This is a genomic window from Winogradskyella sp. A3E31, from assembly GCF_046720935.1.
In the GTDB taxonomy this organism is placed as follows: domain Bacteria; phylum Bacteroidota; class Bacteroidia; order Flavobacteriales; family Flavobacteriaceae; genus Winogradskyella.
This window is the reverse complement of sequence record NZ_JBHNWH010000002.1, coordinates 37,052-60,766: the sequence shown is the minus strand read 5'-3', so window position 1 is coordinate 60,766 and position 23,715 is coordinate 37,052. Positions and strand designations below refer to the sequence as shown.

Here is a 23,715-nt window from a genome sequence, read left to right as displayed (position 1 = left end):
CAAATTAATTAAAATATTGTTTGTTTTATTTGTGTTTTAAGCTTTCATAACCTCTCCAAGATTTATCTGGAGGGTTTTTCAAATACGTTTTAATACGATTTAGAAAGAGATTTACAACGTTATCTGTTGGGTCAATTTCGCGGGCATTAAGAAATATTGTTTTTGCATTTTTAAAATCTCTAGAAAAATATAGGTCCATCCCTTGAGATACTAATGTCATAGTTTTTTTCTTTAACTCTCGGTTGGTTTCATTTTCAGCATCAATCACTTCATACAATTTAACAGCCGTATCTTTACCTTTTACTGCAACGTAATCGACCATTCTTAAAGTAAAATAGTCTTTATCCTCAATAGTTTTATAGGTGTGTTCACTAATAAGTAATTTTGCTCCATACAACCGAGTTAAACTTTCGATCCGTGAGGCAAGATTGACGGTATCTCCCAAAACAGAACATTGCATTCTATTTAATGCTCCCATTGTTCCTAATACTAATGGACCTGTATTAATGCCCACTCCAATACTTATTGGTGGGATATTTTCGTTTTTTGAAGAATCATTAAAATTTGATAAAGCCCTTGTCATTTCTATTGCAGCTTTTACAGCTTTAAAACTTGATGTTGGGAATAATGCCATTATTTGATCACCCTGATAGGAGTCAATAAACCCTCCCATACCTTTTATAACGATACCCATTTCATTAAATAGTCTATTCAAAAATTGTATGACTGCCTTAGGTGAAAGCTTTTCAACCAATGGGGTGAAATTTAATATGTCCGAGAATAGAACGTTCATTTCCATTGAAACGGATTCACCCAGTTTAACATTTGTAATACTTTCATGACCGAGATGTTTGAGGAATTCTCCGGGCACAAAACGCTCTTGAGCCTTTAAAAGACTTTTTTGTTGCTCGTATATTCTTGCATTTTCCATTGATATAGAGGCTTGACTTGCCAAAAGGTTTATAACCTTCACTCTTTCCTCGGTAAAAGCGCCAGAAATAATGTTATTCTCAAGATATATGGCCATTGGCCATTTACCATGCTTTGGAAGTGGAATACATAAAATCGAAAGAGGTTTTTTCTTTTTTAAATAAGGATCTGAGGAAAAGGTGTGAATTCCGCTAGCATTGTCAATAACTATTGGCTTTTGAGTTCTTAGGGCATTATTTATTAATGTTAACGGTAACACTGGGATGCCTTCATTGTCTTTTAAGTTATTTGATATTTTTAATTCAGTTTTTGTGCCATCCCTATACTTTACCAGTTGTATTTTATTTTCTTTTTCTAGCAGTAAGAAGCCTCTTTGTGCACCTGCATTTTCCATTAAAATAGTTAAGGTAGAAAGCAATAGCTTATCTAAAATTAATTCTCCAGAGATGGATTGGGAAGCCTTTAAAATTGAGCTAAAATCAAGCGATGTGTCTTGGTCCGTATTGTCATTGGAGAATAGTTTTTTAGTAGAGTCTCTAGAGTTATTTGTATAAATACCATACGATTTGGTCATTTCATTAACTTTTCTAGCTGCTCCCCATCTGTAGTACAAAAACTGAGATTCTTTAAGATAGCCTTCCGCTGCTTTTACGAGATTGTTTTTTAGAAAGAACTTTCCTGTAAACTCATTTGCCATTGCTTCATCCCTTCTGTAATTATTGTCTTTTGAAAGTTTGATGGAGCTTTCATATAAAGTTATAGCAGTATCTATATTACCTGAAATATTTGCTAGTTCAGCTTCCATTAAACGAAGTAAGTGCATAAAATTTTCTGGACATTGATTGGCCCATTTTGAAACAATATCCCGATTCTCTATCATTTTTAATAAACATTGACCCTTGTTTTTTTTGGGATTTAGGTTTATCAGCATGGCTCTCACTAAAAAAGCAACAATTTGAAATCTAGTTGCCTGCGGAAGCGCCATAAAGGATGAGATGTTTTCCTCTAATTTAATAATATGGGGTAAGGCACCTTCCGGGTCGTTATATAAAAGGTAAATTTCAGCCTTATACAAATGATAATTACATATCCCAGTCATAAAATGACGTTGGTGCATGCCTTTTAGGCATTCATCTTCATCATAATTTTCGTCGGTAAGTGAAAATTTTCCTACCGTTAAGCCCATAAAGTTAAGTTGCATTTGCAAAAACAAAGTACCAGAATCTAGTGAGTCTTTATATTCACATTCTCTAACTATTTCTAATAATTTTTTATGTTCAGTAGATGAGGTTTCAAGGTCTAGAGACGGATCCCAAATTATACAGTCTTGAGCACTATATGCAAGATATAATAGATCGCCTGATTGGTAGCCAGCTTCAATGCCTTTTCTAAACCAAGGAGTCATGGTAGACCAGTGGTTGTTCCAATGATGCACAAACATGGCATAAACATACATTATGCGCGCTCTAAGAGGCACATTATCTAATTTCTCAATGAGTTTTACTCCCAATTTTCCGTACTCGTACCCTTGGGCAGTATCATTAAAGTGACCACATAATAACATCCCATACGCAGCATACGAGAATGCAGTTTCTGGGCTGTTACCATATTGAAGACCAATATTTACAGATTTTAATACCAAATAAGGAAACATTTCTCCGCTTCCGGATAAAAAAGCTGCGGGGAAAATCTCCATAATTAATTGGCTCGCGATTTGTGCTTTTTGATCTTTTATTTCTGGTAGATGAATTAGGTCTGAAACTTCTCGATTATTTAAGTGTTTTTTTACCAATTCTACTTCTTTGTCTACATCTTTAGTTGAAGGGTTGTCATTAAAATTGAACCCTAATATTAAAAGGCCATCATAAGCGGCTTTAATAGATTCTTTCATCCTTTGGGTTGTAGAATATTGTCTAGTCCTAGACGACAATACTAGCCCTTTCTCAATTGGTGTTTTTGATTTTTCTAGAAGTGTATTTGTGAGTTTATCGGCATTTTCCCAGTCCCCGGTTAAGTAATAACTGTATTGTAATTCGTTGTGTAGTTCCCATGTTAGCTGATAGTTGATTTGCCAGGACATTTTACCAAGCATTTCACGCCCAATCTTTAAATAGTCTAATGCTGAAGAATATGCTGATGATTCCTTGGCTTTTCTACCTGCTTCTAAATTAAGTTTTGCAATATGAATTCTGTTTTCTTGTTCAGTTATTAATTGTCTGCCAATATTTAAATGATTAATAATATCTAGGAATTTCTCATCTTGATTTACTTCTTTCGAATTTTTAAGTAACAATCTTCCGATAGACAGATGAATAGTTTCTTTTTTGTTCTCTGGTATTTGCGAATAGGCTGCCTGTTGAACCCTGTCGTGTTGAAACTTATATACTGGATTTATAGTTTTAGATGAGCTTATATTTATGTTCTTTTTACTCTTGTAGTCTTCAAAAAATTTATAGTTATCGTCAAGAGGTGTAATCATGTTTTGCAATAGTGCTTCGTAAAGACAAGCACCTGTTTCTTCAAAGGAGTCTTCTTGAATGATGGATAGTGTATTTAAATCGAATGTGGATCCAATACATGCAGCTAACTGAAGTGCTTTTTGGGTTGTTGCCCCAAGTTCTAATTGCCTACTTACTAAAATGTCAATAACATTATCCGAATATTTTTCTTTATTTAAGGCATTAATATTGCAGTTCCAATAACCTTTATCTAAATCAAAATAGATAACACCTTTATCTTTTAAGTTTTTTAAAAGCTCAATTAAAAAAAACGGATTACCATGTGTTTTTTCGTAAACTTTTTGAGTCAATTCTTTTGCCAAGATTAAATTACAGAGCAAAGTATCCTTTACTAGTGATGAAGTAGCAGATTTGTTTAGAGGGTTTAAAACTAGGTTGTCTACAAACCTTTGCCTTTCAATTTCCCTAAGAGTTAAATCTAACGGATGCGTGGCATCAACTTCATTATTACGATATGCGCCAATTAGAAAAACATAGTTTAATTCTTCGGATAACACCAATTGTTTAATTAGATTTAGGGTTGGGATATCGCTCCATTGAAGGTCATCGAGGAAAATAACTAGAGGATAATTTTCACTGCCAAAAACATTTATAAAATTAATTAAGCAAGTAAGGAAACGGTTATGACTTTCTTCTATAGGGAGGTTTAAAACCGATTCTTGTTGCCCAATGATAAGTTCTAGTTCGGGTATGTAATCTATAATAAGTTGACCGTTGCTTCCCAAGGCGTTAAGAATTCTTTTTTTCCAGGCTTTTAATCGATTTATAGGCTCACCTAGTAAAAGCTTTATTAAATTACCAAGGGCACTAATAATAGTTGTGTATGGTGCGTTTTGTTTAAATTGATCGAATTTACCCTCAATTAAAAAGCCATTTTTACTCGCAATGCTTCTTCCTAATTCTTTTACTATTGCGGTTTTACCGACTCCTGAATAACCAGATACTAAGCAGAATTCAACACTTCCCAAACTTGCATTTTGCAAGTGTGACTCTAATTTTTTAATTTCCTTTTCTCTGCCATAGAGCTTTTGAGGAACTTTAAATTTCTGTGATATATCTGACTGGGCAATATCAAAATAAAAATCATTACCATGGATTTTAATTTGCTCTTTACATTTCTGTAAATCAATTAAAAGCCCATAATTACTTTGATACCTGTTTTCAGCGTTTTTCGAAACTAATTTTAATATAATTTTAGATAAGACTTCAGGAATATTTTTATTAATTAAGTTTGGTGCTTTTGGCTCTTTACTTATAATATGGTATACCCATTCTAAATTATCATTAGCTTCAAAGAGATACTGGCCAGTTAGCAATTTATAGAATACGGCACCTAAGGCATAAAAATCTGATCTATAGTCTACACCTCGGTTTATCCTCCCTGTTTGTTCTGGGGATAAATACGGTAAAGACTTTATGGCCCAATTTTTTAATGATGATGATTCTAAGTACTCTTGCGATAGTGCAGAAGATTGATCAAAATCGATTAATTTGATTTTTTTTGTTTTTGGATGTATTAAAAAGTTAGATGTCTCGATATTATTATGAACGATACCATAGCTATGAACAACATTAATAGTATTTACCAAGTCTGTTGCAATTGATAAAAAGTCGTTAATAGAATACACATCTTGGGAATGTTGTTTCTGGTAGTTACTTAGTGAAATTCCAAAATCCTCTAATACTAGTCCAACATTTGCATTACCATATTGTATTAAATCATGGCATTTAATAATATGATCATCTTCAAATTGTGTAATTATTTCGTACTCCCTCCTAATTTTTAATAAATCGTCTTTCTTTAAAAATTCAGAATTAAAAGTCTTAATAACAACATCTAGATTATCTGTCTTTCTTGTGGCCTTATATAATACGTGTTTTTGAGATCTATGAATCTCATCATTAAGCATATACCCAGGTATAATTTCTAAATATTCTTTATTTAATTTTAGAGACATTAAATATTAAAAGCTTGTTTAAACCTTTCCTGAAATGCTTGTTGTGCATTGTGCAATAGAGGTGTGCCATGACCGCAAAGGGCATGTTTAAATTGGATGTCTTTTAATCTTACAAAATCATCTTTTTGAGGTTGACTCTCATGCATCCAAGCAGGACCAAGGTTAGCAGATTGAAAAAAGTTCATCTGCTTCATTGTTTTTATCGTTGATTCATCAAAAAATTCATCTGGGGCTTCCCAATTTTGAAGAGAATCGCAGGCAATCATAATCCCACCTTCTTTGTCGAGTCTAATAATACATTCTGGACGCTTTACAGTATTAAATATAAATAAGGAAGCATTTTTTATAGGCAACTTATTACCTTCAATTAAAGGTTCATCAATTTTTAGAGCACTTTCTATAGTCATATCTGGTAATGCCCAAAATTTAGCGTTGTAGCGTTTTATATAGAATTCATCGTCAATTCCATGCATATCGCCAATTCTTACAACATTGGTTACCTTTCCAAGCTCATCTAATGCTTTCAGTCCATCTTCATTTAACTTAACTGAATTAAAAATGCTGAGGTTTCCATCCTCCCTAACAATTGTCATATTTCTGCTAAACTGCCACATGGAACCAAAAAATTCATTTTTCATCGTTCCTGTTACAAAAAAAACATCTTCAAAGATTTTTTGGATTTTACTATGATTTACTATTTCTTGTTGATTACACATTACAATATGGTTTAGTTGGTTAACAATTATTGTGTGTAGGTATATCTGCCAACACACTTAAATTCTTTTGAATATTCGTGTAAATAGATGTTTATGTAATTTAATCCCTCTTCACTAATATTGCCATTTATAATATCTTCTAAAGATTCATTTCCCTTACTACTATCCAATCGTTTTAAATGAAAAAGTGTCATGTCCTTACCTCCAAAAATATCTAATAGACATTCTAATTCTTTTCTTGAATTTCTCATATCAAAAACAAATCCATTTAATGCCGTTAAATAGGTTTTATCAGAAAGCGTTTTTTTATTGAAAGTATTATTATTTTGTAAAGGGTATACAAATTTTGGATAGTCTGCTATTTTATGGGTTTTAACTTTTTTTATTTTATTTATGTATGAGCTTGTAAGACCAGCTTTCTCAGCCCCCGAAACTATTATGTTCTTGTACCTTTGAGTTGGTAAGCAATTATTATTAATAAAATTTGGCAACCCAACATAAGTTAGGGCCTTTACCCGACCATTTTTTGTTTCAACATCTATTTCGATTCGGTCATAGCCGATACCTAATGCTTCTAACTTATCTAGCTGAATTAAAGAGTCGTCCTCACACACATGGAGAATTCCCTCCACATAATCGTTAATAGAATTAGTTTTTTCAATATTGCCCATTCCACCTTCATGTTTAAACCAGTGTTGCACATTAAATTTTAAACGCCAGCCTTTTAGTTTTCCAACCTCTGAAGAAAGTGGTTCTACGCCCTTTGCTTTAAGAGCGGTTAAATTAATATTCGACCCATATCCGAAATAATTAAACATCTAATAAATTTATTGCTTAGTCCTAGAAACCAAGTTTTTTGTATTCCTAATTTTTTGTAGGATAGATTACAAATAATACATTTTCTGCAATAGTAAAAACAGGGTCTATATTATTGACTTTGGTTCCTTTAAATATACTCGTTTCAAATTTATTTAAGTTTTTTGCAAACAAAATAGAGTATGGTGTATCATATTTAAATCCATTTTTTTCGTCTAGATAAAATGAGAAATTTATTTCTGAAGAGTTTAAAATTAATTTTTGAGATACCTTTATTGCTGTAGGATTATCGTTAATAGCCATTTTAATTATACCTCCTTGTAAGCTCAAACTTTTAATAGTAATTGGACCATTATGGTAACTTAAATCTAATTCAGCGTTACCAAAAAGTTCGATATTTGATGAGCCGCCGTTACTATTGTCATTAAACAGTACCCGTCCACCATTGCCACCGTTTATTCCACCGTAGGCAATTAGTGTAGATTTTGAAGCTGTTGTTTCGTTAGAGAAAGATGTATATCCGCCATTAGCACCTTTAACTGATGCACCTAGATTGATAAACGTTCCTTGCTCAGCAGTCGGTGGCTCAATATAAGTACCTTCATCATACATACTAAATTCGGTAAATCCACCAGCACCATTTTTTACAGTGCTTGGATAATTATAAAACGTACCATTGCCTGCAGAAGGAAAGTTTTTAGTTGGTTTACTAACAGAAAAAATTGTATGCCCAGCAGAAGATCTTTTGTTTAAGATGCTTCCATAATTATAAAAAGTGCCGTTGCCTGCAGTGCAACACGCGTATTTTGCTGTGAATTCTGTATGTCCGCCACCGCCTAAATAATTTTCTGAAGCACCAAAATTATGAAGTGTAGCTGAGCCTGCGGTTGCACCTTTTTTAGTAGTAATATGAGGGTGGTTACTAAAAATATTAGGATTATTGTTAAAACTAGTGACACCACCATAAGCCCCGTCAACCTTAGCTGCTCTATTATAAAATAAGCCATTGCCAGCTGTCGCAACTCCGTCAAAAGCTACATCTCCACCGTTTGCTTTCTCTACATTGCCACCGTAGTTATCGTATGTTCCGAATGCAGCTGTTGTCTTGTCATAAAATTGCGTATTACCGCCATCTCCACTATGTACTGTTCCTCCAATATTAGTAAACACTGCCTGCTCGGCTGAAGCATTATCATGAAAAACAGCATTTCCAAAGGTATCTCCATCTGTTCCTAGTGTGCCAAACACTGTAAAACGAGCATTGCCTGCATTAGAAAAATCATTAAAGCTTACCTCTGCGCCAACGGTACTATTTTCTGATGGTGGTCTAAGTTTACCTGTTCTGATTGTGAAAAAGGCCGAGCCACCTGTTGATTTATCAGTAAAAGCGATAACGCCGCCTCCAAATCCATTTTCTAATGATTCAGGCCCTGCATAATAGAGCATATTAAAATTTCCAGCTGATGCATTATTTGCAAATTTCAATTGCGGTGTACCACGACCAACACCTCTCGAAGCAATACTAAAGCACTGTTGCCTCTTAGAGTTATTAATTACTCCTTTTCCTTTAATTGTTAAAGCTGGAATTTGTTTGTATATTTTTATATTGAAGTTATAGGAGGGGGCGTCTTCTGTAAATTCTATCTGGTCAATTTGAGCTTCACTATCCTCAGTGAATCCAATATTTGTATTACAGGAGATTGAAAAAATAGCAAGTTTACTTGGTATATTATCTGATTCCCAATTGCTTTGATTGTTCCAAAAATTAGTTTTTGGATCAGATTTCCATTTAGAAGAATCCATTTTATTTGACATATTTCTGGCTTTTTAATTCAATTAATATTCAATTGTGATTTGATAGGGCAATCATCAACGACTATTGATTAAATCAGTCGAAATCTATATCATAAGGCAGCGTAGGAAACCGACCTTGAAGGTATGAAATTATTGTTAAATGAAAAAAGAAGTTTTTTTAAGAATTATGATGATGATAAATTATATCGTGGGGGTAAGTAATAATAATAAAATTTTACTATTACCTTTAAGTTAAGTAGTGTATTATTGGCCAGTGATTTATATTCTAAGTATGAAACAATTTTTTATTAAAGAGTAGTAACGTAGCCAATATCACATATTTTAATGTAGGGACAAAAGACGTAATACGCTGAAGATTCTGATTTTCCTCCCTTAATTGGTGAAATGCATCAAACGCTTCCGGAAAGCTTTCAAAAAGTAATCCTGTGCCATAGAAAGAGTATAAAAACCTAAAAAGGATCAGGCCTAAAAAGATAAAAATAGAGGTTGCCAATAACCTTTTTGAATAGATCAGTTCTTGTTTTCTTATTTTTTTGACCAGCCATACTAATAGAAGGATATATGTAGTTAAACCAATCGCTTCTGGCAACCAAAGAATGGAAATGGAATTAGGGATGTTTATAAACAAAACCTGTTCAGAAAGGTATTCAATAAGACTTGTAAACTCATAAATGGAAAGAAATGAGAAGACACAGATACCAAATAGATGTAAACTATTTAAATTTCCTTTTTCAATCATGGTCTTTTTTGATTAATTAGTAACGGTTAGGCAAACACAATTGTAGTTGTCTTATATTCCAAAGATAACCAATAACCGCTAATTCTTTTTGGTCAATAGTTACAATTCATCTAAAACATCTTCGTTTTGTTTAGAAAAATAATGGTATTGTAGTCTTGATTATATTTGTAAAATGAGTACGCCCCTAACTATTGCCATAGAAATGCACCCAACGACCCGTTTGGTGCTTATCATCATTTTTTTTGTGGGTATGGCTTGGATTGTTCTAAGCCGTTTCTATATATATTTTGAGCAACTTTATGCTGAAAAATATAATAGACCTTTTTTTTATAGTCCAATTGTTTTCAGAAAGAAATTAAGCAAAAGTCAACGTCACATCCTACGGAACCACTATTCGTTTTATAAGAAGTTGAACTTAAAAGAGAAAAGAATCTTTAGACATAGAGTGGCCACATTTATCGACTCCAAGGATTTTGTTGGTAGGGAAGGGCTCACCGTTACAGATGAAATGAAAGTCTTGATTGCCGCTACTGCAACCACTTTAACTTTTGGTTTTAAGCATTATATACTGGACATTATAGATGCGATTTTAATATACCCAACTAAATACATCAACAAATCTGGAGTTTTACATAAAGGTGAATTTAACCCTAAGATGGGTGCCATTGTCATTTCTTGGGAGGATTTTAAATTTGGTTATGAAATTGGTAACGACAATCTTAATTTGGGGATTCACGAGTTTGGCCATGCTATTCACTTTAATAGTTTTAGGAACGAAGACATCAGTGCTGTTATCTTTAGTAATGGCCTTAAGGAACTCAAGCGCTACTTAAGAGATAATGAGCCAATACGTCAAAAATTAATTGCCTCTCATTATTTTAGAACCTATGCTTATACCAATGAATTTGAATTTACTGCTGTCTTACTCGAATGTTTTATAGAGACCCCAAGGGATTTTAAAGCTCAATTCCCAAAACTTTATGAATACACCAAACAGATGCTCAATTTTAATTTTGCAGGGTATTAGTTTTTCTGAATAGCTTATTTTTGAAAGTATAAAGAAATTAGTCATGTATAGAATTACCATTGTTGCTGGGGCACGTCCTAATTTTATGAAAATTGCTCCGATAATCCACGAAATAGAGCGTTTGGAGCAAAATGGTGTGCAAATAGATTACCGATTGGTGCATACTGGTCAGCATTACGATAAGAATATGTCTGGTAGTTTTTTTGAACAGTTAGAAATTCCAGATCCACACATAAACCTAGAATGTTCAGGAAATTCACAAGCGGAGCAAACAGCAGCCATTATGATTGCTTTTGAAAAGGATTTAATTGAGCACCCATCGAACTTAGTGATGGTTGTTGGTGATGTTACTTCAACAATGGCCTGTGCGATTGTGGCTAAAAAGATGCATACAAAAGTAGCGCATGTAGAAGGTGGTATTCGGTCTGGTGACATCAATATGCCAGAAGAAGTTAATAGAATAATTACTGATAGCATAACAGATTATTTCTTTACCACTTCCAAAAAAGCAAATGAAAACTTAGAGCAGCAGGGTATGGGAGAAGAGCAATTGTTTTTGGTTGGTAATACTATGATAGATACTCTTTTAAAACAACAGCCTAATTTTATAAAACCACCATGTTGGGATAGCATTGGTTTAAAAAACCAGAATTATTTTGTTTTAACCATGCATCGGCCAGCTAATGTCGATGCACAAGAGAAATTACAGGAGTTGCTAAAAGAAATCATTGTTCAAACTCGTGAGTTGCCAATTATTTTTCCGGCACATCCACGAACAGTCAAAATGCTATCTAAACTGCATATTGAAGATGAGCGATTACATATTGTTAAACCCTTATCGTATTTAGAATTCAATTACTTGGTAGAACATGCAAAAGCCGTAATCACAGATTCTGGCGGTATAACGGAAGAAGCCTCTGTTTTAAATGTGCCATGCATTACATTACGTAATAATACTGAACGTCCTGAAACCATTAGCTTGGGAACTAATATTTTAGCAGGAACACAACCTGAAAATTTAAAACCACTTTTTGATCGCCTTTTTGAAGGCAATTGGAAAAAGGGTCGTAAAATACCTTTGTGGGATGGGCAAACCGCCGAGCGATTGCTCAAAGCTTTGCTAGAAGCAGAAGGTGTTTCTGAGGCTTAAGAATTAGCTAATTCTTTCAGTGTTTTTATAGTTTGTGGTTGACTCTCACTTCTAAATACATGGCTGCCTGCAACAAACACATCAGCACCAGCATCCACAAGTTTTTTAATGTTTTTGTCAGTAACACCACCATCGATTTCTATAAGTGTGTTTAAATTTCTGTCGTCAATCATCTTACGTAGCTTTTTAATACGCTGATAGGTAATGTCTTCAAATTTTTGACCACCAAATCCAGGATTAATGGACATTAATAGAATCATATAACACTCGGGTAAAATATCCTCAAGAACAGAAACAGGTGTCGTTAAATTTAAAACAATGCCCGCTTTACAACCAGCATCTTTAATTTGTCTTAACGTTCTATGAAGGTGAACAGTCGATTCGTGATGTACGGTTATAATGTCCGCCCCAACTTTAGCAAATTCTTCAATATAACGCTCGGGCTTTTCAATCATAAGATGTACATCAAGTGGCTTGGTGGCATGTTTTTTAATAGCTGAAATTACTGGCATCCCATAAGAAATATTAGGAACAAAATGTCCATCCATAACATCGATGTGAAACCAATCAGCATCACTGTTATTTACCATTTCTGTATCGCGTTGTAGGTTTCCAAAGTCGGATGCCAACATTGATGGGGCAATTAATTTTTCAGCCATTATTTGTAGAATTTTAATTTATACAAAAGTAGTTAAAAATGAATTTTGAAAGGGATTAGAATTCCAAGACTTTTAAGAATTACTAACAGCTTATAAAGAAGATTTTAAAATGTAGACTATATATAAAAGTGAACCCACGGTAATCAGCCGTGGGTTCTTTCATCAATCAAAAAACGAACAGTTATGTTTGTAACTGTTGTTGCCTTCATTAGGTCGTAAAAAGTTTACTAACCTAAATATGTTTTTAATATTTTACTTCTAGACGTATGTTTTAAACGTCTAATTGCTTTTTCTTTAATTTGTCTAACACGCTCACGAGTTAAATCAAATGTTTCACCAATTTCCTCTAGAGTCATTGGGTGTTGGTTACCTAAACCAAAATATAACCTAATAACATCTGCTTCACGTGGTGTCAATGTTTCTAATGCACGCTCAATCTCAGTTCTTAGAGATTCATGCAACAAATCTTTATCCGGATTTGGTGATTCACCACTACGTAATACATCATAGAGGTTAGAATCTTCTCCTTCAACCAATGGTGCGTCCATTGAGACGTGACGGCCAGAATTCTTCATTGATTCCTTTACGTCGTTTATGGTCATATCCAACTCCTTGGCAATTTCCTCAGCCGAAGGTGGACGCTCATGACTTTGCTCTAAAAAGGCAAACGTCTTATTGATTTTATTAATAGAACCAATCTTATTAAGCGGTAATCTAACAATACGAGATTGTTCAGCTAAGGCCTGTAAAATCGATTGTCTAATCCACCACACCGCATAAGAAATGAACTTAAAACCACGGGTTTCATCAAAACGTTGCGCTGCTTTTATAAGACCTAAATTACCTTCATTGATTAAATCTGGCAATGTTAAACCTTGGTTTTGGTATTGCTTTGCAACAGAAACCACAAATCGTAAATTCGCTTTAGTTAGCTTTTCAAGAGCAATTTGATCACCAGCTTTTATACGCTGTGCCAATTCTACCTCTTCATCAGCTGTGATAAGGTCAACCTTTCCAATTTCTTGTAAATATTTGTCTAAAGAAGCAGTTTCCCTATTGGTAACCTGCTTTGTAATTTTAAGCTGTCTCATGCTTTATTTACTATACAAATTAACAGCAACTTCGTGTTGCTAAGTAGTTATACGTAAATATGCATGAAAATGTTACAATACTTTAAAAAAAAGTTTATAATTTAATGATTTTAACAGTATCCAAATTAATGGCATCTGTAATTTCACTAGAAAACTTATAGTGACCACGTTTGGTAATTAGCCTAAATCGATATGACTTTATTTGGCTTAATGTGTTTAAAAACAACCATTTTGACTTTAATAATCTTGGTTTAACACTTTTAAGGCTTAAATCGAACATATATCTCCTGCCTTCTTTTTCTGCCACTATATCTGGTGTTACGGAAACATCACTCCCTTTTTTTAGGTACGATTTTGGTGTTTCGTAACCTTCCATATCTGCTTTAATATTATTGTAACCTAGGTTCTCTAAATAACTGATTGATGCGCTTAATTCTTCTTGGTACTTGTCTTTATCTTGCTGTATCATAACCGATAATATAAGCATTTTTGAGCACAATTCAAAATATTGAACCCTTTGAACACATAAATACAGTATAACTGCTGCTTAGACTCTTACATGTCCATCTCCAAATACATAATATTTATTGGTGACTAGTTGATTTAGTCCAAGTGGTCCGCGATGGTGCAATTTGTCCGTACTAATAGCCAATTCTGCTCCAACTCCCATTTGTCCACCATCAGTAAACCGAGTAGAGGCATTGTGGTAAACGGCTGCACTATCAACATTTTGCATAAATGTCTCAGCTTCGGAGTTGTCTTCTGTAATAATTGCTGCGGAATGCTTTCCAGAAAAGGTGTTTATATTATCAATAGCATCTTCAATAGTGTTGACTTCGGCTATTAGTATTTTTAAAGCTAAAAATTCTTCGTACCATAACTCCTTGCTAGGTATGGTTTCCTCGTTAGGCAATACCTTTGAAATCTTGTCATCTACAACAATTTCAACATTAGCTTGTTTAAGTTTTTCACTCAATACGTTTACCTTTTTCTCATATTCCGGTAGATTTTTATTGATAAGTACCTTATCCAAAGCATTGCAACCAGAAATCTTATCCGTTTTTGCATTGATAATAACTTTTACGGCTTTGCCCCAATCTGCATGCTCAGATACATACAGAAAGTTATTTCCTCGACCACTAACTAAAACTGCACATTCTGCATGGTCTTTCACAAATTTAATAAGACGTTCTCCACCTCTTGGAACAATTAAATCCAAAGGTTCTGAAGGGTTTCTTAAAAATTCTTGGGTCTCTTCTCTTTTTAAATGTAAAAGCTTAATCCATTCTTTTGAAAGCCCATTTTCTTCCAATGCCTTGTGCCAGCATTTTTCGAGAATGATGTTACTATTATAAGCTTCTTTTCCTCCTTTTAATAAAATTTTATTGTTGGCCTTAAAAGCTAATACAGCAGCTTCAATTGTGACATCTGGGCGAGATTCGTATATAATCAAGATTGTTCCGAAAGGGGACGTCTTGTTAACGATGTTTAGCCCACTGTCTAACGTAAGATTGGATAGTTCTTTCCCGACAGGGTCATCTTGGTTTTTTACTGCTTTTACAGCCGCAATCATATCATCGACTTTTCTGTCATTAACCACCAAGCGATCGTATAGTGCTTGGTCGTCTCTGTTAAAAGCTTCAAGATCTTTTTTGTTTTCTGCTATTATATTAGAACGTTCTTCATCTATAATCCGAATCATAGATTTTAAAACGTTATTTTTTTTATCTGTATGTATAAGTTTCATTGTTTGTTTTTTTTAAGCGTGAATAAATTTTGTTCCAACAGGCATATCGTTTACAATGTCAACAATGACATTTTCTCGTTTTCCGTTTGCGATATAGGTCGGAATGTTTTTTTGTGCTGTCCCTTTGGCAATCTTTAATTTTGACTCCATGCCGCCACGACCTTCACCTTCTTTTTTGTTAGATGCTTTCACATATTTTTCAACGTTTTGGTTTGTTTTAACCTCGTTTAGTTTTGTGGAATTTTCATCATCAGGGTGTCCCGTGTAAAGCCCATCTGTATCTGACAAAATAATCAATCGGTCTGCGTCCAATAATTCTGCTACCAAACTGGCCAATTCATCATTGTCTGAAAACATAGACATGGATAGTGATACAGCATCATCCTCATTAGCGATCGGTATAACTCCCTCTGACAATAAACCTTCGTAACAATTAATCATGTTTTGTCGATGCTTACCTGGGTCAAAATCGCGCTTTGTTGCTAAAACCTGGGCACAGCGCATTCCATAGTCATGAAAAATACTGTAGTAATGTCTCATCATCCTTGGCTGCCCAACAGAAGAATAAACTTGTCTTCTTATCGCTTTGTCTTGTATTTTGGTGTCACCAAGAACTTCCATGCCTGCCATTGCAGAACCAGAGCTGACCAGGACGACCATAATATCTTGTTCGTATAATACAGAGATTTGTCTTACCAATTCCCTTAAAATTGGTCCTAAAATTCTGTTATCTCTATTGGTTAGTACATTAGTACCAACTTTAACAACAATACGTTTAATATCTGTTTTCATATTACTTGTTTTCTCCAAGTTCCACAGCTCTATCAAATGCAGCATAAGCAGCATCTTGTATAAGTTGCTTTACATTATTATCTTCCATAGAGTCTATGGCAGCCTGAGTTGTTCCTCCTTTGGAAGCCACCTTATCAATCCAGCGTTCAGGAGATAAATTTGACTGATTGAATAATTCTATAGCTCCTTCAAAAGTATTACTCACCAATACTTTAGAATCGTAATCAGAAAAGCCCATTTTTAGTGCTGCTTCTAACATAGATTGCATAAAGTAAAAGACATATGCAGGACCACTACCTGAAATTCCTGTTGAAGCATCAATGTAGTTTTCGTTTTTAACATGGATGGATGTCCCAGTAGAGTCTAATAAATGCCTCACCATGAGTAACTCAACTCGCGACACTTCTTTTGCTTCGGTATAGGAAGTGACTCCTTTACCAACCTTTGCAGGGAGATTTGGCATTGTACGGACCACCTTTTTGATATTCAGTTTCTCTTGAATAGTTTCGATTGTCACACCGGCCATGAGTGAAACAAATAGTTGTTCACTGTTTACCATGGATCTCATTTCTTCAAAAAGAGCATCGCAATGGTATGGCTTTACGGCAATAAATACAATATCGGCATGCGGAAGGCAATCTCCCAATGCATTGTACACCTCAAAGTGAGGTTCTTCTCTTAAAGTTTTAATTTTTTTTGGATCTGTATCATAAATCTTTAGGCGTTTTTTTCCTAAAAGTGATGTTTTTACCATTCCTTCAGAATAGGTCAAACCCATGTTACCAGCTCCAATGACTAATACTTTCATAATTTTATTTTATAATAAATATACTCTATAAGCCTCAAGGACTGTGCGACAGTGCCAAAACGAGGTTTTAATTTTAAGAATTCACGAATCCGAAAGTTTTAATAGCAAAAGGTGCGATTATGGAGGGTTTTGACACCATAGTTTGTTGATATGTAAATTTGAATTTTTAGAAGAGACTGAAAATGTGACAGTTTGTCGGTGACATAATGTGCCATATCTTTTAATGAACTATTTAATAGGTATAGCTATTTTGTTATTTACAAGTGTAAAAAACTTATATTTAGAAGATAGTTGTTTTTGATTCAATTTAAATTATGAAATCAATCATATTATTGTTTGTACTAAGCTTAAACTTTTTTTCATTTGCCCAGACCGAAAGTGAAAAAATAAAGGCCTATAAAGTTATAGTTATTACTGAAAGTGAAAGAATAGAAGGCTTTTTACATTCTGCTGATACTTCTAAATTAAATGTTTTAGAAGATGTTAAAGACCGTGAACCTAACTTAATAACTGTAAAAAATACTGATATTAGAAGAATTAAAATAGGAAAGAAAGGACGTGTAGTTAGAGGGACTTTAATAGGTGCATCCATTGGGGGAACATTAGGATTTATAGTTGGGTATGCTGATGGGGATGATCAAGGAGGGTTTTTTTCTTTATCTAAAGAGGAAAAAGGACTGATAAGTGGAATTACTTTAGGGTTAATCGGTGGTGGAGTAGGTGCAATAATAGGTACTGGTAAGAAGAAGATTGATATTGATTTTAATGTCACTAAGTATCTAAATAGTCTAAGTGAAATAAAGAATTATGCAATTATAAAAAATGATTGAATCATATCTATTCAGACATATTATTTTTTATTTAGTTTGTGGTTATAAAAAAACCGCTCCAATACTGAAGCGGTTCTAAATTCTCAAAAAGATTAGTTATTAATCTTCTTTATTCTCATTACGAGGTTTTCTATCGTCTCTACGATTATCCCCTGTTACGGTTGTCGCGTCCACGATTATCACGTCCGCGATTATCACGTCCTCGGTTATTATCTCTTGGTGGTCTTTCCTTAAAGCCTTCTGGTTTTGGTAAAATAGCTTTACGAGAGACTTTCTCTTTTCTGGTTCTTGAATCGATGCCGAAATACTTCACATCAAAAACGTCTCCCATGTTTACAACATCAGATACATTTTCGGTACGCTCCCAAGCTAATTCGGATACATGAAGCAGCACTTCGTTTCCTGGTGCTTCAACATATTCTACAACAGCACCAAAATCTAGCATCTTAATGACTTTAACTTCGTAAACGCTACCAACTTCTGGTTTAAACATTAAGGAGTCAATCTTAGCTAATACTTGGTCTATACCATTTTGATCTGTACCTAAGATTTCAACAATACCTTCTTCAGTTACAGGGTCTTCGTTGATAACGATAGTCGTGTCAGTTTCTTTTTGTAATTCTTGGATGACTTTTCCACCAGGACCAATCAATGCACCAATGAATTCATTCGGGATGCGACGTGTAATCATTTTAGGAGCATGAGCCTTAACATCTTCAGCTGGAGTAGCTATAGTGTCTGTTAGTTTTCCTAAGATATGAAGCCTTCCTTCTCTAGCTTGCTTTAATGCATTTACTAAAATTTCGTAAGACAGTCCTTTGACTTTAATATCCATTTGGCAAGCAGTAATACCGTCTGCCGTACCCGTAACTTTAAAGTCCATATCTCCAAGATGATCTTCATCACCTAAAATATCGGAAAGAACAGCATATTTTTCACCTTGAGAAATTAATCCCATGGCAATACCAGAAACAGGCTTTTTTAATTGTACACCTGCGTCCATTAATGCCATTGTGCCTGCACACACGGTTGCCATAGAAGAAGAACCGTTAGATTCTAAAACTTCAGATACAACACGTACTGTGTATGGACATTCATCTGGAACCATACCTTTTAAGGCACGTTGTGCCAAATTACCATGTCCAACTTCTCTTCGAGATGTTCCACGGATTGGTCTAGCTTCACCAGTTGAAAATGGAGGGAAGTTATAATGTAAATAGAAACGCTCTTCCCCTTCTTGAGATGGCATATCTATTTGGTTAGCATCTCTAGATGTTCCTAAAGTTACTGTCGCTAAAGCTTGAGTTTCTCCACGTGTAAAGATTGAAGACCCATGTGTTGATGGTAAGTAATCCACTTCACACCAAATTGGTCTAATCTCATCAGTTTTTCTCCCATCTAAACGTAACCCTTCATTTAAGGTTAAATCTCTAATCGCAGCTTTTTCAGCTTTGTAGTAATATTTAGACACTAAGTCACCAAAGTCTTCTAATTCTTCTTCAGAAAAAGTCGCTTTAATTTCTTCTTTTATTTCAGAAAACGCAGTACTTCTTTCATGTTTAGCAGATCCAGCTTTTGCAATAGCATAAACTTTATCATATGCCATATCGTGAATTTTCTTTTCTAAATCTTCTTCTTCTCTTTCACCTTCGTATTCACGTACTTCTTTTTTACCAAATGCTTCAGCTAAGCGTACTTGTGCAGCACATTGCTCTTTAATAGCTTCGTGAGCAAACTTAATGGCATCTGCCATTTCCTCTTCAGAAATCTCATCCATTTCACCTTCTACCATCATTACAGAATCTGCAGAGGCACCAATCATCATATCTAAATCAGATTCTTCTAATTGCGCAAATGTTGGGTTGATAATAAATTCACCATTTACACGACCAACTCTGGCTTCAGAGATTGGACATTCAAAAGGAAAATCTGACAATTGAATTGCAGCAGAAGCCGCTAAACCTGCCATAGCATCTGGCATAACATCATCGTCATGAGACATTAACTGAATCATCACTTGAGTTTCAGAATGATAATCTTTTGGGAATAATGGACGTAAAACACGATCCACTAAACGCATTGTTAAAACTTCACCGTCACTTGGTCTTGCTTCTCTTTTAAAGAAACCACCTGGATAACGACCTGCAGCAGCAAATTTTTCGCGATAATCTACTGTTAAAGGTAGAAAGTTAAGGTCTTTCTGTTCATAATTGGAAACAACTGTACACAGTAGCATACATTTTCCTGATTGCACAACAACGCTACCATGCGCTTGTTTTGCTAGTTTTCCGGTTTCGATAGAAATTTCCCTACCGTCACCAAGGTCTATGACCTCTTTGTAAGTCTTTGGAATCATAAATTTTTTAATTCGTGTTTTGGTTTCGTGACTTCGAGCATTTCGACAAGCTCAATGACCAAGCCTCAGCCACCAAAACAATGTTAAACAATGGTCGCTGTGTTGTTGTGTGTAGTGTTGTGTATGGCATTTATGCCTTGACCAATGAAAAACTGCAAATCCTGAACTCGATTCAGGACAATATCTGCTTAATTATAATTTCGGATTTTAAACGCTTCCGATTGCGTTATATATATCACTTTGAGTAATGTTTCGATAAACTCAACACATCGCCTCAGTGACTAAAATAAAAAACCACGCTAAAAAACGTGGTCTTTATGTTGAAAAAATTATTTTCTTAATTTTAATTCCTTAACGATTGCACGATATCTTAAGATATCTTTTTTGGTTAAGTAGTCTAATAGCGCACGGCGCTTACCTACCAAACTTACTAATGAACGCTCAGTATTAAAATCTTTACGATTTGTTTTTAAGTGTTCTGTTAAGTGATTGATTCTTTCAGTAAATAATGCAATTTGACCTTCTGCTGAACCTGTGTCTTTTTTGCCAGATCCGTACTTTGCGAAGATTTCTTCCTTTTTTTCTTTAGTAATATACATGCTAATATTATTGTAAATGATTGTTATGTACGTCGAAAGTTTTTCTTTCGAGCGGCAAAGATAGTAATATTTAGAAATTTACACCTCTTTTTAGGGATTGTTTTAAGTTTTCGACGAACTGCATTAAACCTTTTTAAATCTGTTAGGTCTTAATTATGAAACAAATCTAAAATGAAATATTATGAAAACCTTACAATCAACATTAAAAGCATGTTTTGCTCTACTACTTTTTAGTACAGTTGTAGTGTCGTGTTCTAAAGACAATGAGACAACAGAAGTTGAAGACTCTAATTTGGATATTACAGAAATTGAAGCTTCAGCAGAAGTAGATGCTATAGAAGGAGCTTTAGAGGATTTGGTTATTGAAGTTTATGAAAATCAAGAAGCCTCTGAAACTGGTCGAGTGGTTCAACCTCCTCAATTACCAGATTGTGTAACCATTACTATAATTGCCCAGCAAAACTTCCGAGAAGTTACCATAGATTTCGGTTCAGAAGGATGTATGGTAAGAGGACATGAACTCATGGGGAAAATTATTTTGAGTTGGACGCGTGACCCCGAAGCTCAACAACGAGTGATTACTTATGAGCTCGAAGACTTTTTTATTGACGCCAAAGCTGTAATTGGCAGTAGAACCATTTTAAAAGAGTTATCTAACGACAATGGTAACCCGCAATTTACCCATACGGTTGATTTAACTGTTATTTGGCCGAATGGATTACAAGCCTCACGAGAAGGTACAAAAATTAGAGAATGGATTGAAGGCTTTGGGAGTGGTGTATTTAGTGATAATGTATTTGAAGTTTCCGGGAATTGGACAACAACTTTTGTGAATGGAAACACCCACACTTACGAAGTCATGCAGCCATTGCGTCGCGAAGTAATCTGTACCTATTTTGTCTCAGGAACAGTTGATGTTCAGCGGACTAACTTTGGCGGTACTCTAGATTTTGGTGAAGGTGATTGTGATAATAAAGCAACATTTACGTTCAATAACGGAAATGAAATAGAAATAACCTTGAATTAAATTCTTTGGTTGAGTTAAGTTGAAAAAAGCGAGCTGTGAGGCTCGCTTTTTTTATGCTCTTAATGGTTGATTTGTAATCAAATCAATATACTGATTGACCTTGTTTTTTAATTTTGCTCGGTGCGTAATAAAATCTAGAAAGCCGTGTTCTAGCAAAAATTCTGAAGTTTGAAATCCTTCAGGAAGTTCTTTACCTGTAGTATCTCTCACGACGCGAGGTCCAGCAAAACCAATTAAGGCTCCTGGTTCTGCAATATTAATGTCTCCCAACATAGCAAAAGAAGCTGTAGTACCACCAGTCGTTGGATCGGTACATAAAGAAATATAAGGAATCCCAGCATCAGCTAACTGAGCTAATTTAACTGAGGTTTTTGCCAATTGCATTAAGGATAGTGCCGCTTCCATCATACGGGCTCCACCAGACTTACTGATAATCATAAATGGGATTTTCTTTTCTAAAGCATAATCAGCTGCACGTGCAATTTTTTCACCAACAACACTTCCCATAGAACCACCAATAAATGTAAAATCCATGCAAGCAATCACTAAGTCCTTCCCCTTAGACTTTCCTACTGCTGTCCGAACAGCATCTTTGAGTTTTGTTTTTGCCTGAGCAGCTTTTAATCTATCAGGGTATTTTTTAGTGTCTTCAAACTTCAATGGGTCTTTTGAAGATAATCCAGCATCTAGTTCTTTAAATTTATTGTCGTCGAAAAGAATTTCAAAATATTCCTTACTTCCAATTCTTACATGGTAACCGTCTTCTGGACTGACGTAGAAATTTTGTTCTAATTCCTTAGTGTCGATGATTTTCCCTGTTGGTGATTTATACCAAAGACCCTTCGGGGTGTCTTTCTTTTCTTCGGTAGCTGTTTGTATGCCTTTATCTTTTCTTTTAAACCAAGCCATTGATTTACGATTTTTAGATTTAGAATTTGGGTACAAGTTAGCCCTCGTTCTATAAAAGTTTAGTTAGTTATTTAATGCAAATGTATAACTTTATTAAATAACCAATTTAAGAATTAAAGCTAGATAATTATAAAGTATCAACGTTATTGAGGTCCTCAAATGCTTTTTTAAGGCGAGTCACAAAGGCATCTTCCCCTTTACGCAACCATACACGAGGATCGTAGTATTTTTTATTAGGCACATCGTCTCCATCAGGATTTCCAATTTGAGTTTGAAGATAATCAGCCTTGTCTTGAATATAATCCCTAACACCGCTTAAAAATGCCCATTGCATGTCTGTGTCAATATTCATTTTTATAACACCATAGCTGATACCTTCCCTGATTTCTTCAACTGTAGAACCAGAGCCACCGTGAAATACAAAGTCGATATGATTATGCTCAACCCCATACTTTTCTGAAATGTATTCTTGAGAATTTTTAAGAATTTTTGGCGTTAATTTTACATTTCCAGGTCTATAAACACCATGAACATTCCCAAAAGCAGCAGCAATTGTAAACTGGTCACTGACTTTACTTAATTCTTCGTAAGCATAGGCCACTTCTTCAGGCTGTGTGTACAACTTAGAATCATCAACATCTGTATTATCAACACCGTCTTCCTCACCACCGGTAATACCTAATTCTATTTCTAAGGTCATGCCCATCTTGCTCATGCGCTCCAAATACGTTTTGCAGATGGCTATATTTTCTTCAAGAGGCTCTTCAGATAAGTCGATCATGTGAGAGCTATAGAGAGATTTTCCTGTTTCTTTAAAATGCTGTTCGCTAGCATCTAAAAGACCATCGATCCATGGTAATAATTTTTTAGCGCAATGGTCTGTGTGTAATATTACCGGAACACCGTAGGCTTCTGCCATTTGATGTACATGTTTAGCTCCTGCTATGGAACCTGCAATAGCTGCTTTTTGACCCTCATTGCTAAGTCCTTTCCCAGCGTTGAATTGCGCACCACCATTTGAAAATTGAATAATCACAGGAGCGTTTAACGCTTTGGCTGTTTCTAATACTCCATTTATTGTGTTAGATCCAATAACATTGACTGCAGGTAAAGCAAATCCTTTTTCCTTAGCTAAATTAAAAATGTCTTGAACTTCTTTTCCTGTTGCAACTCCAGGTTTGATATTATGACTCATCGTTTTTTTAGTTGAAAAGTTAGATTCAAAAA

At 34.7% G+C, this 23,715-nt stretch carries 18 protein-coding genes and 1 pseudogene; 4 read left to right on the top strand and 15 right to left on the bottom strand.

Annotation, left to right across the window (positions count from 1 at the left end; translation table 11 throughout):
* Positions 1 to 25: 25 nt before the first annotated feature.
* The 5 genes from ACFEMA_RS02855 to ACFEMA_RS02835 form a co-directional block, all read right to left on the bottom strand.
* On the bottom strand, positions 26 to 5,407 hold the full coding sequence (locus ACFEMA_RS02855) for an AAA family ATPase (RefSeq protein ID WP_411766475.1): 5,382 nt from the start codon (positions 5,405 to 5,407) through the stop codon (positions 26 to 28).
* The gene (locus ACFEMA_RS02850) at positions 5,407 to 6,123 is read right to left on the bottom strand and encodes a hypothetical protein (protein ID WP_411766473.1); all 717 of its coding nucleotides are present in this window, start codon (positions 6,121 to 6,123) and stop codon (positions 5,407 to 5,409) included. The genes ACFEMA_RS02855 and ACFEMA_RS02850 overlap by 1 nt, the downstream gene beginning before the upstream one ends.
* 26 nt (positions 6,124 to 6,149) lie before the next feature.
* Positions 6,150 to 6,941, bottom strand: coding sequence for a gamma-glutamylcyclotransferase family protein (locus ACFEMA_RS02845; RefSeq protein ID WP_411766472.1), 792 nt, complete (start codon positions 6,939 to 6,941; stop codon positions 6,150 to 6,152).
* 46 nt (positions 6,942 to 6,987) lie between these two features.
* Positions 6,988 to 8,754: a hypothetical protein gene (locus tag ACFEMA_RS02840; RefSeq protein ID WP_411766471.1), complete on the bottom strand. Its 1,767-nt coding sequence runs from the start codon at positions 8,752 to 8,754 to the stop codon at positions 6,988 to 6,990.
* A 265-nt stretch (positions 8,755 to 9,019) separates the two neighbouring features.
* Positions 9,020 to 9,493 (bottom strand): hypothetical protein, encoded by a 474-nt coding sequence (locus tag ACFEMA_RS02835; protein WP_411766470.1) that lies wholly within the window; start codon positions 9,491 to 9,493, stop codon positions 9,020 to 9,022.
* 172 nt (positions 9,494 to 9,665) lie between these two features.
* Here ACFEMA_RS02835 and ACFEMA_RS02830 point away from each other — a divergent pair, with 172 nt between their 5' ends.
* Both ACFEMA_RS02830 and wecB read left to right on the top strand, forming a co-directional pair.
* Positions 9,666 to 10,520: a zinc-dependent peptidase gene (locus ACFEMA_RS02830; protein ID WP_411766469.1), complete on the top strand. Its 855-nt coding sequence runs from the start codon at positions 9,666 to 9,668 to the stop codon at positions 10,518 to 10,520.
* A 43-nt stretch (positions 10,521 to 10,563) separates the two neighbouring features.
* Positions 10,564 to 11,670 carry a non-hydrolyzing UDP-N-acetylglucosamine 2-epimerase gene (wecB, locus tag ACFEMA_RS02825; RefSeq protein ID WP_411766468.1) on the top strand — a complete coding sequence of 369 codons (1,107 nt, stop codon included), beginning with the start codon at positions 10,564 to 10,566 and terminating at the stop codon, positions 11,668 to 11,670.
* Here the strand turns inward: wecB and rpe are convergent.
* The 6 genes from rpe to proC all read right to left on the bottom strand — a co-directional run bounded on the left by rpe (position 11,667) and on the right by proC (position 16,767).
* Positions 11,667 to 12,329 carry a ribulose-phosphate 3-epimerase gene (rpe, locus tag ACFEMA_RS02820; RefSeq protein ID WP_411766467.1) on the bottom strand — a complete coding sequence of 221 codons (663 nt, stop codon included), beginning with the start codon at positions 12,327 to 12,329 and terminating at the stop codon, positions 11,667 to 11,669. The genes wecB and rpe overlap by 4 nt on opposite strands.
* Positions 12,330 to 12,556: 227 nt before the next feature.
* Positions 12,557 to 13,420: an RNA polymerase sigma factor RpoD/SigA gene (locus ACFEMA_RS02815; protein ID WP_094967995.1), complete on the bottom strand. Its 864-nt coding sequence runs from the start codon at positions 13,418 to 13,420 to the stop codon at positions 12,557 to 12,559.
* Between the two features lie 94 nt (positions 13,421 to 13,514).
* Positions 13,515 to 13,889: a hypothetical protein gene (locus ACFEMA_RS02810; RefSeq protein WP_411766466.1), complete on the bottom strand. Its 375-nt coding sequence runs from the start codon at positions 13,887 to 13,889 to the stop codon at positions 13,515 to 13,517.
* Between the two features lie 78 nt (positions 13,890 to 13,967).
* Positions 13,968 to 15,167, bottom strand: coding sequence for a glutamate-5-semialdehyde dehydrogenase (locus tag ACFEMA_RS02805; protein WP_411766465.1), 1,200 nt, complete (start codon positions 15,165 to 15,167; stop codon positions 13,968 to 13,970).
* 12 nt (positions 15,168 to 15,179) lie between these two features.
* Positions 15,180 to 15,959, bottom strand: coding sequence for a glutamate 5-kinase (gene proB / locus ACFEMA_RS02800; RefSeq protein ID WP_411766464.1), 780 nt, complete (start codon positions 15,957 to 15,959; stop codon positions 15,180 to 15,182).
* A gap of 1 nt (position 15,960) precedes the next feature.
* The gene (gene proC / locus ACFEMA_RS02795) at positions 15,961 to 16,767 is read right to left on the bottom strand and encodes a pyrroline-5-carboxylate reductase (RefSeq protein ID WP_411766463.1); all 807 of its coding nucleotides are present in this window, start codon (positions 16,765 to 16,767) and stop codon (positions 15,961 to 15,963) included.
* A 314-nt stretch (positions 16,768 to 17,081) separates the two neighbouring features.
* Here proC and ACFEMA_RS02790 point away from each other — a divergent pair, with 314 nt between their 5' ends.
* A complete protein-coding gene (locus ACFEMA_RS02790) occupies positions 17,082 to 17,597 on the top strand; it encodes a hypothetical protein (RefSeq protein WP_411766462.1) in 516 nt (171 codons plus the stop codon).
* Between the two features lie 99 nt (positions 17,598 to 17,696).
* Here the strand turns inward: ACFEMA_RS02790 and ACFEMA_RS02785 are convergent.
* Positions 17,697 to 19,953: pseudogene (locus tag ACFEMA_RS02785) on the bottom strand (polyribonucleotide nucleotidyltransferase).
* Between the two features lie 329 nt (positions 19,954 to 20,282).
* Positions 20,283 to 20,552, bottom strand: coding sequence for a 30S ribosomal protein S15 (gene rpsO / locus ACFEMA_RS02780; protein WP_411766461.1), 270 nt, complete (start codon positions 20,550 to 20,552; stop codon positions 20,283 to 20,285).
* Positions 20,553 to 20,733: 181 nt separating this feature from the next.
* Between rpsO and ACFEMA_RS02775 the strand changes: the two genes are divergently transcribed.
* Positions 20,734 to 21,579, top strand: a complete 846-nt coding sequence (locus tag ACFEMA_RS02775; protein WP_411766460.1) for a hypothetical protein — start codon at positions 20,734 to 20,736, stop codon at positions 21,577 to 21,579.
* 51 nt (positions 21,580 to 21,630) lie between these two features.
* Here the strand turns inward: ACFEMA_RS02775 and accD are convergent, their stop codons facing one another.
* Both accD and fbaA read right to left on the bottom strand, forming a co-directional pair.
* Positions 21,631 to 22,488 (bottom strand): acetyl-CoA carboxylase, carboxyltransferase subunit beta, encoded by an 858-nt coding sequence (accD, locus tag ACFEMA_RS02770; RefSeq protein ID WP_411766459.1) that lies wholly within the window; start codon positions 22,486 to 22,488, stop codon positions 21,631 to 21,633.
* A 127-nt stretch (positions 22,489 to 22,615) separates the two neighbouring features.
* Positions 22,616 to 23,683: a class II fructose-bisphosphate aldolase gene (gene fbaA / locus ACFEMA_RS02765; RefSeq protein WP_411766458.1), complete on the bottom strand. Its 1,068-nt coding sequence runs from the start codon at positions 23,681 to 23,683 to the stop codon at positions 22,616 to 22,618.
* Positions 23,684 to 23,715 lie beyond the last annotated feature (32 nt).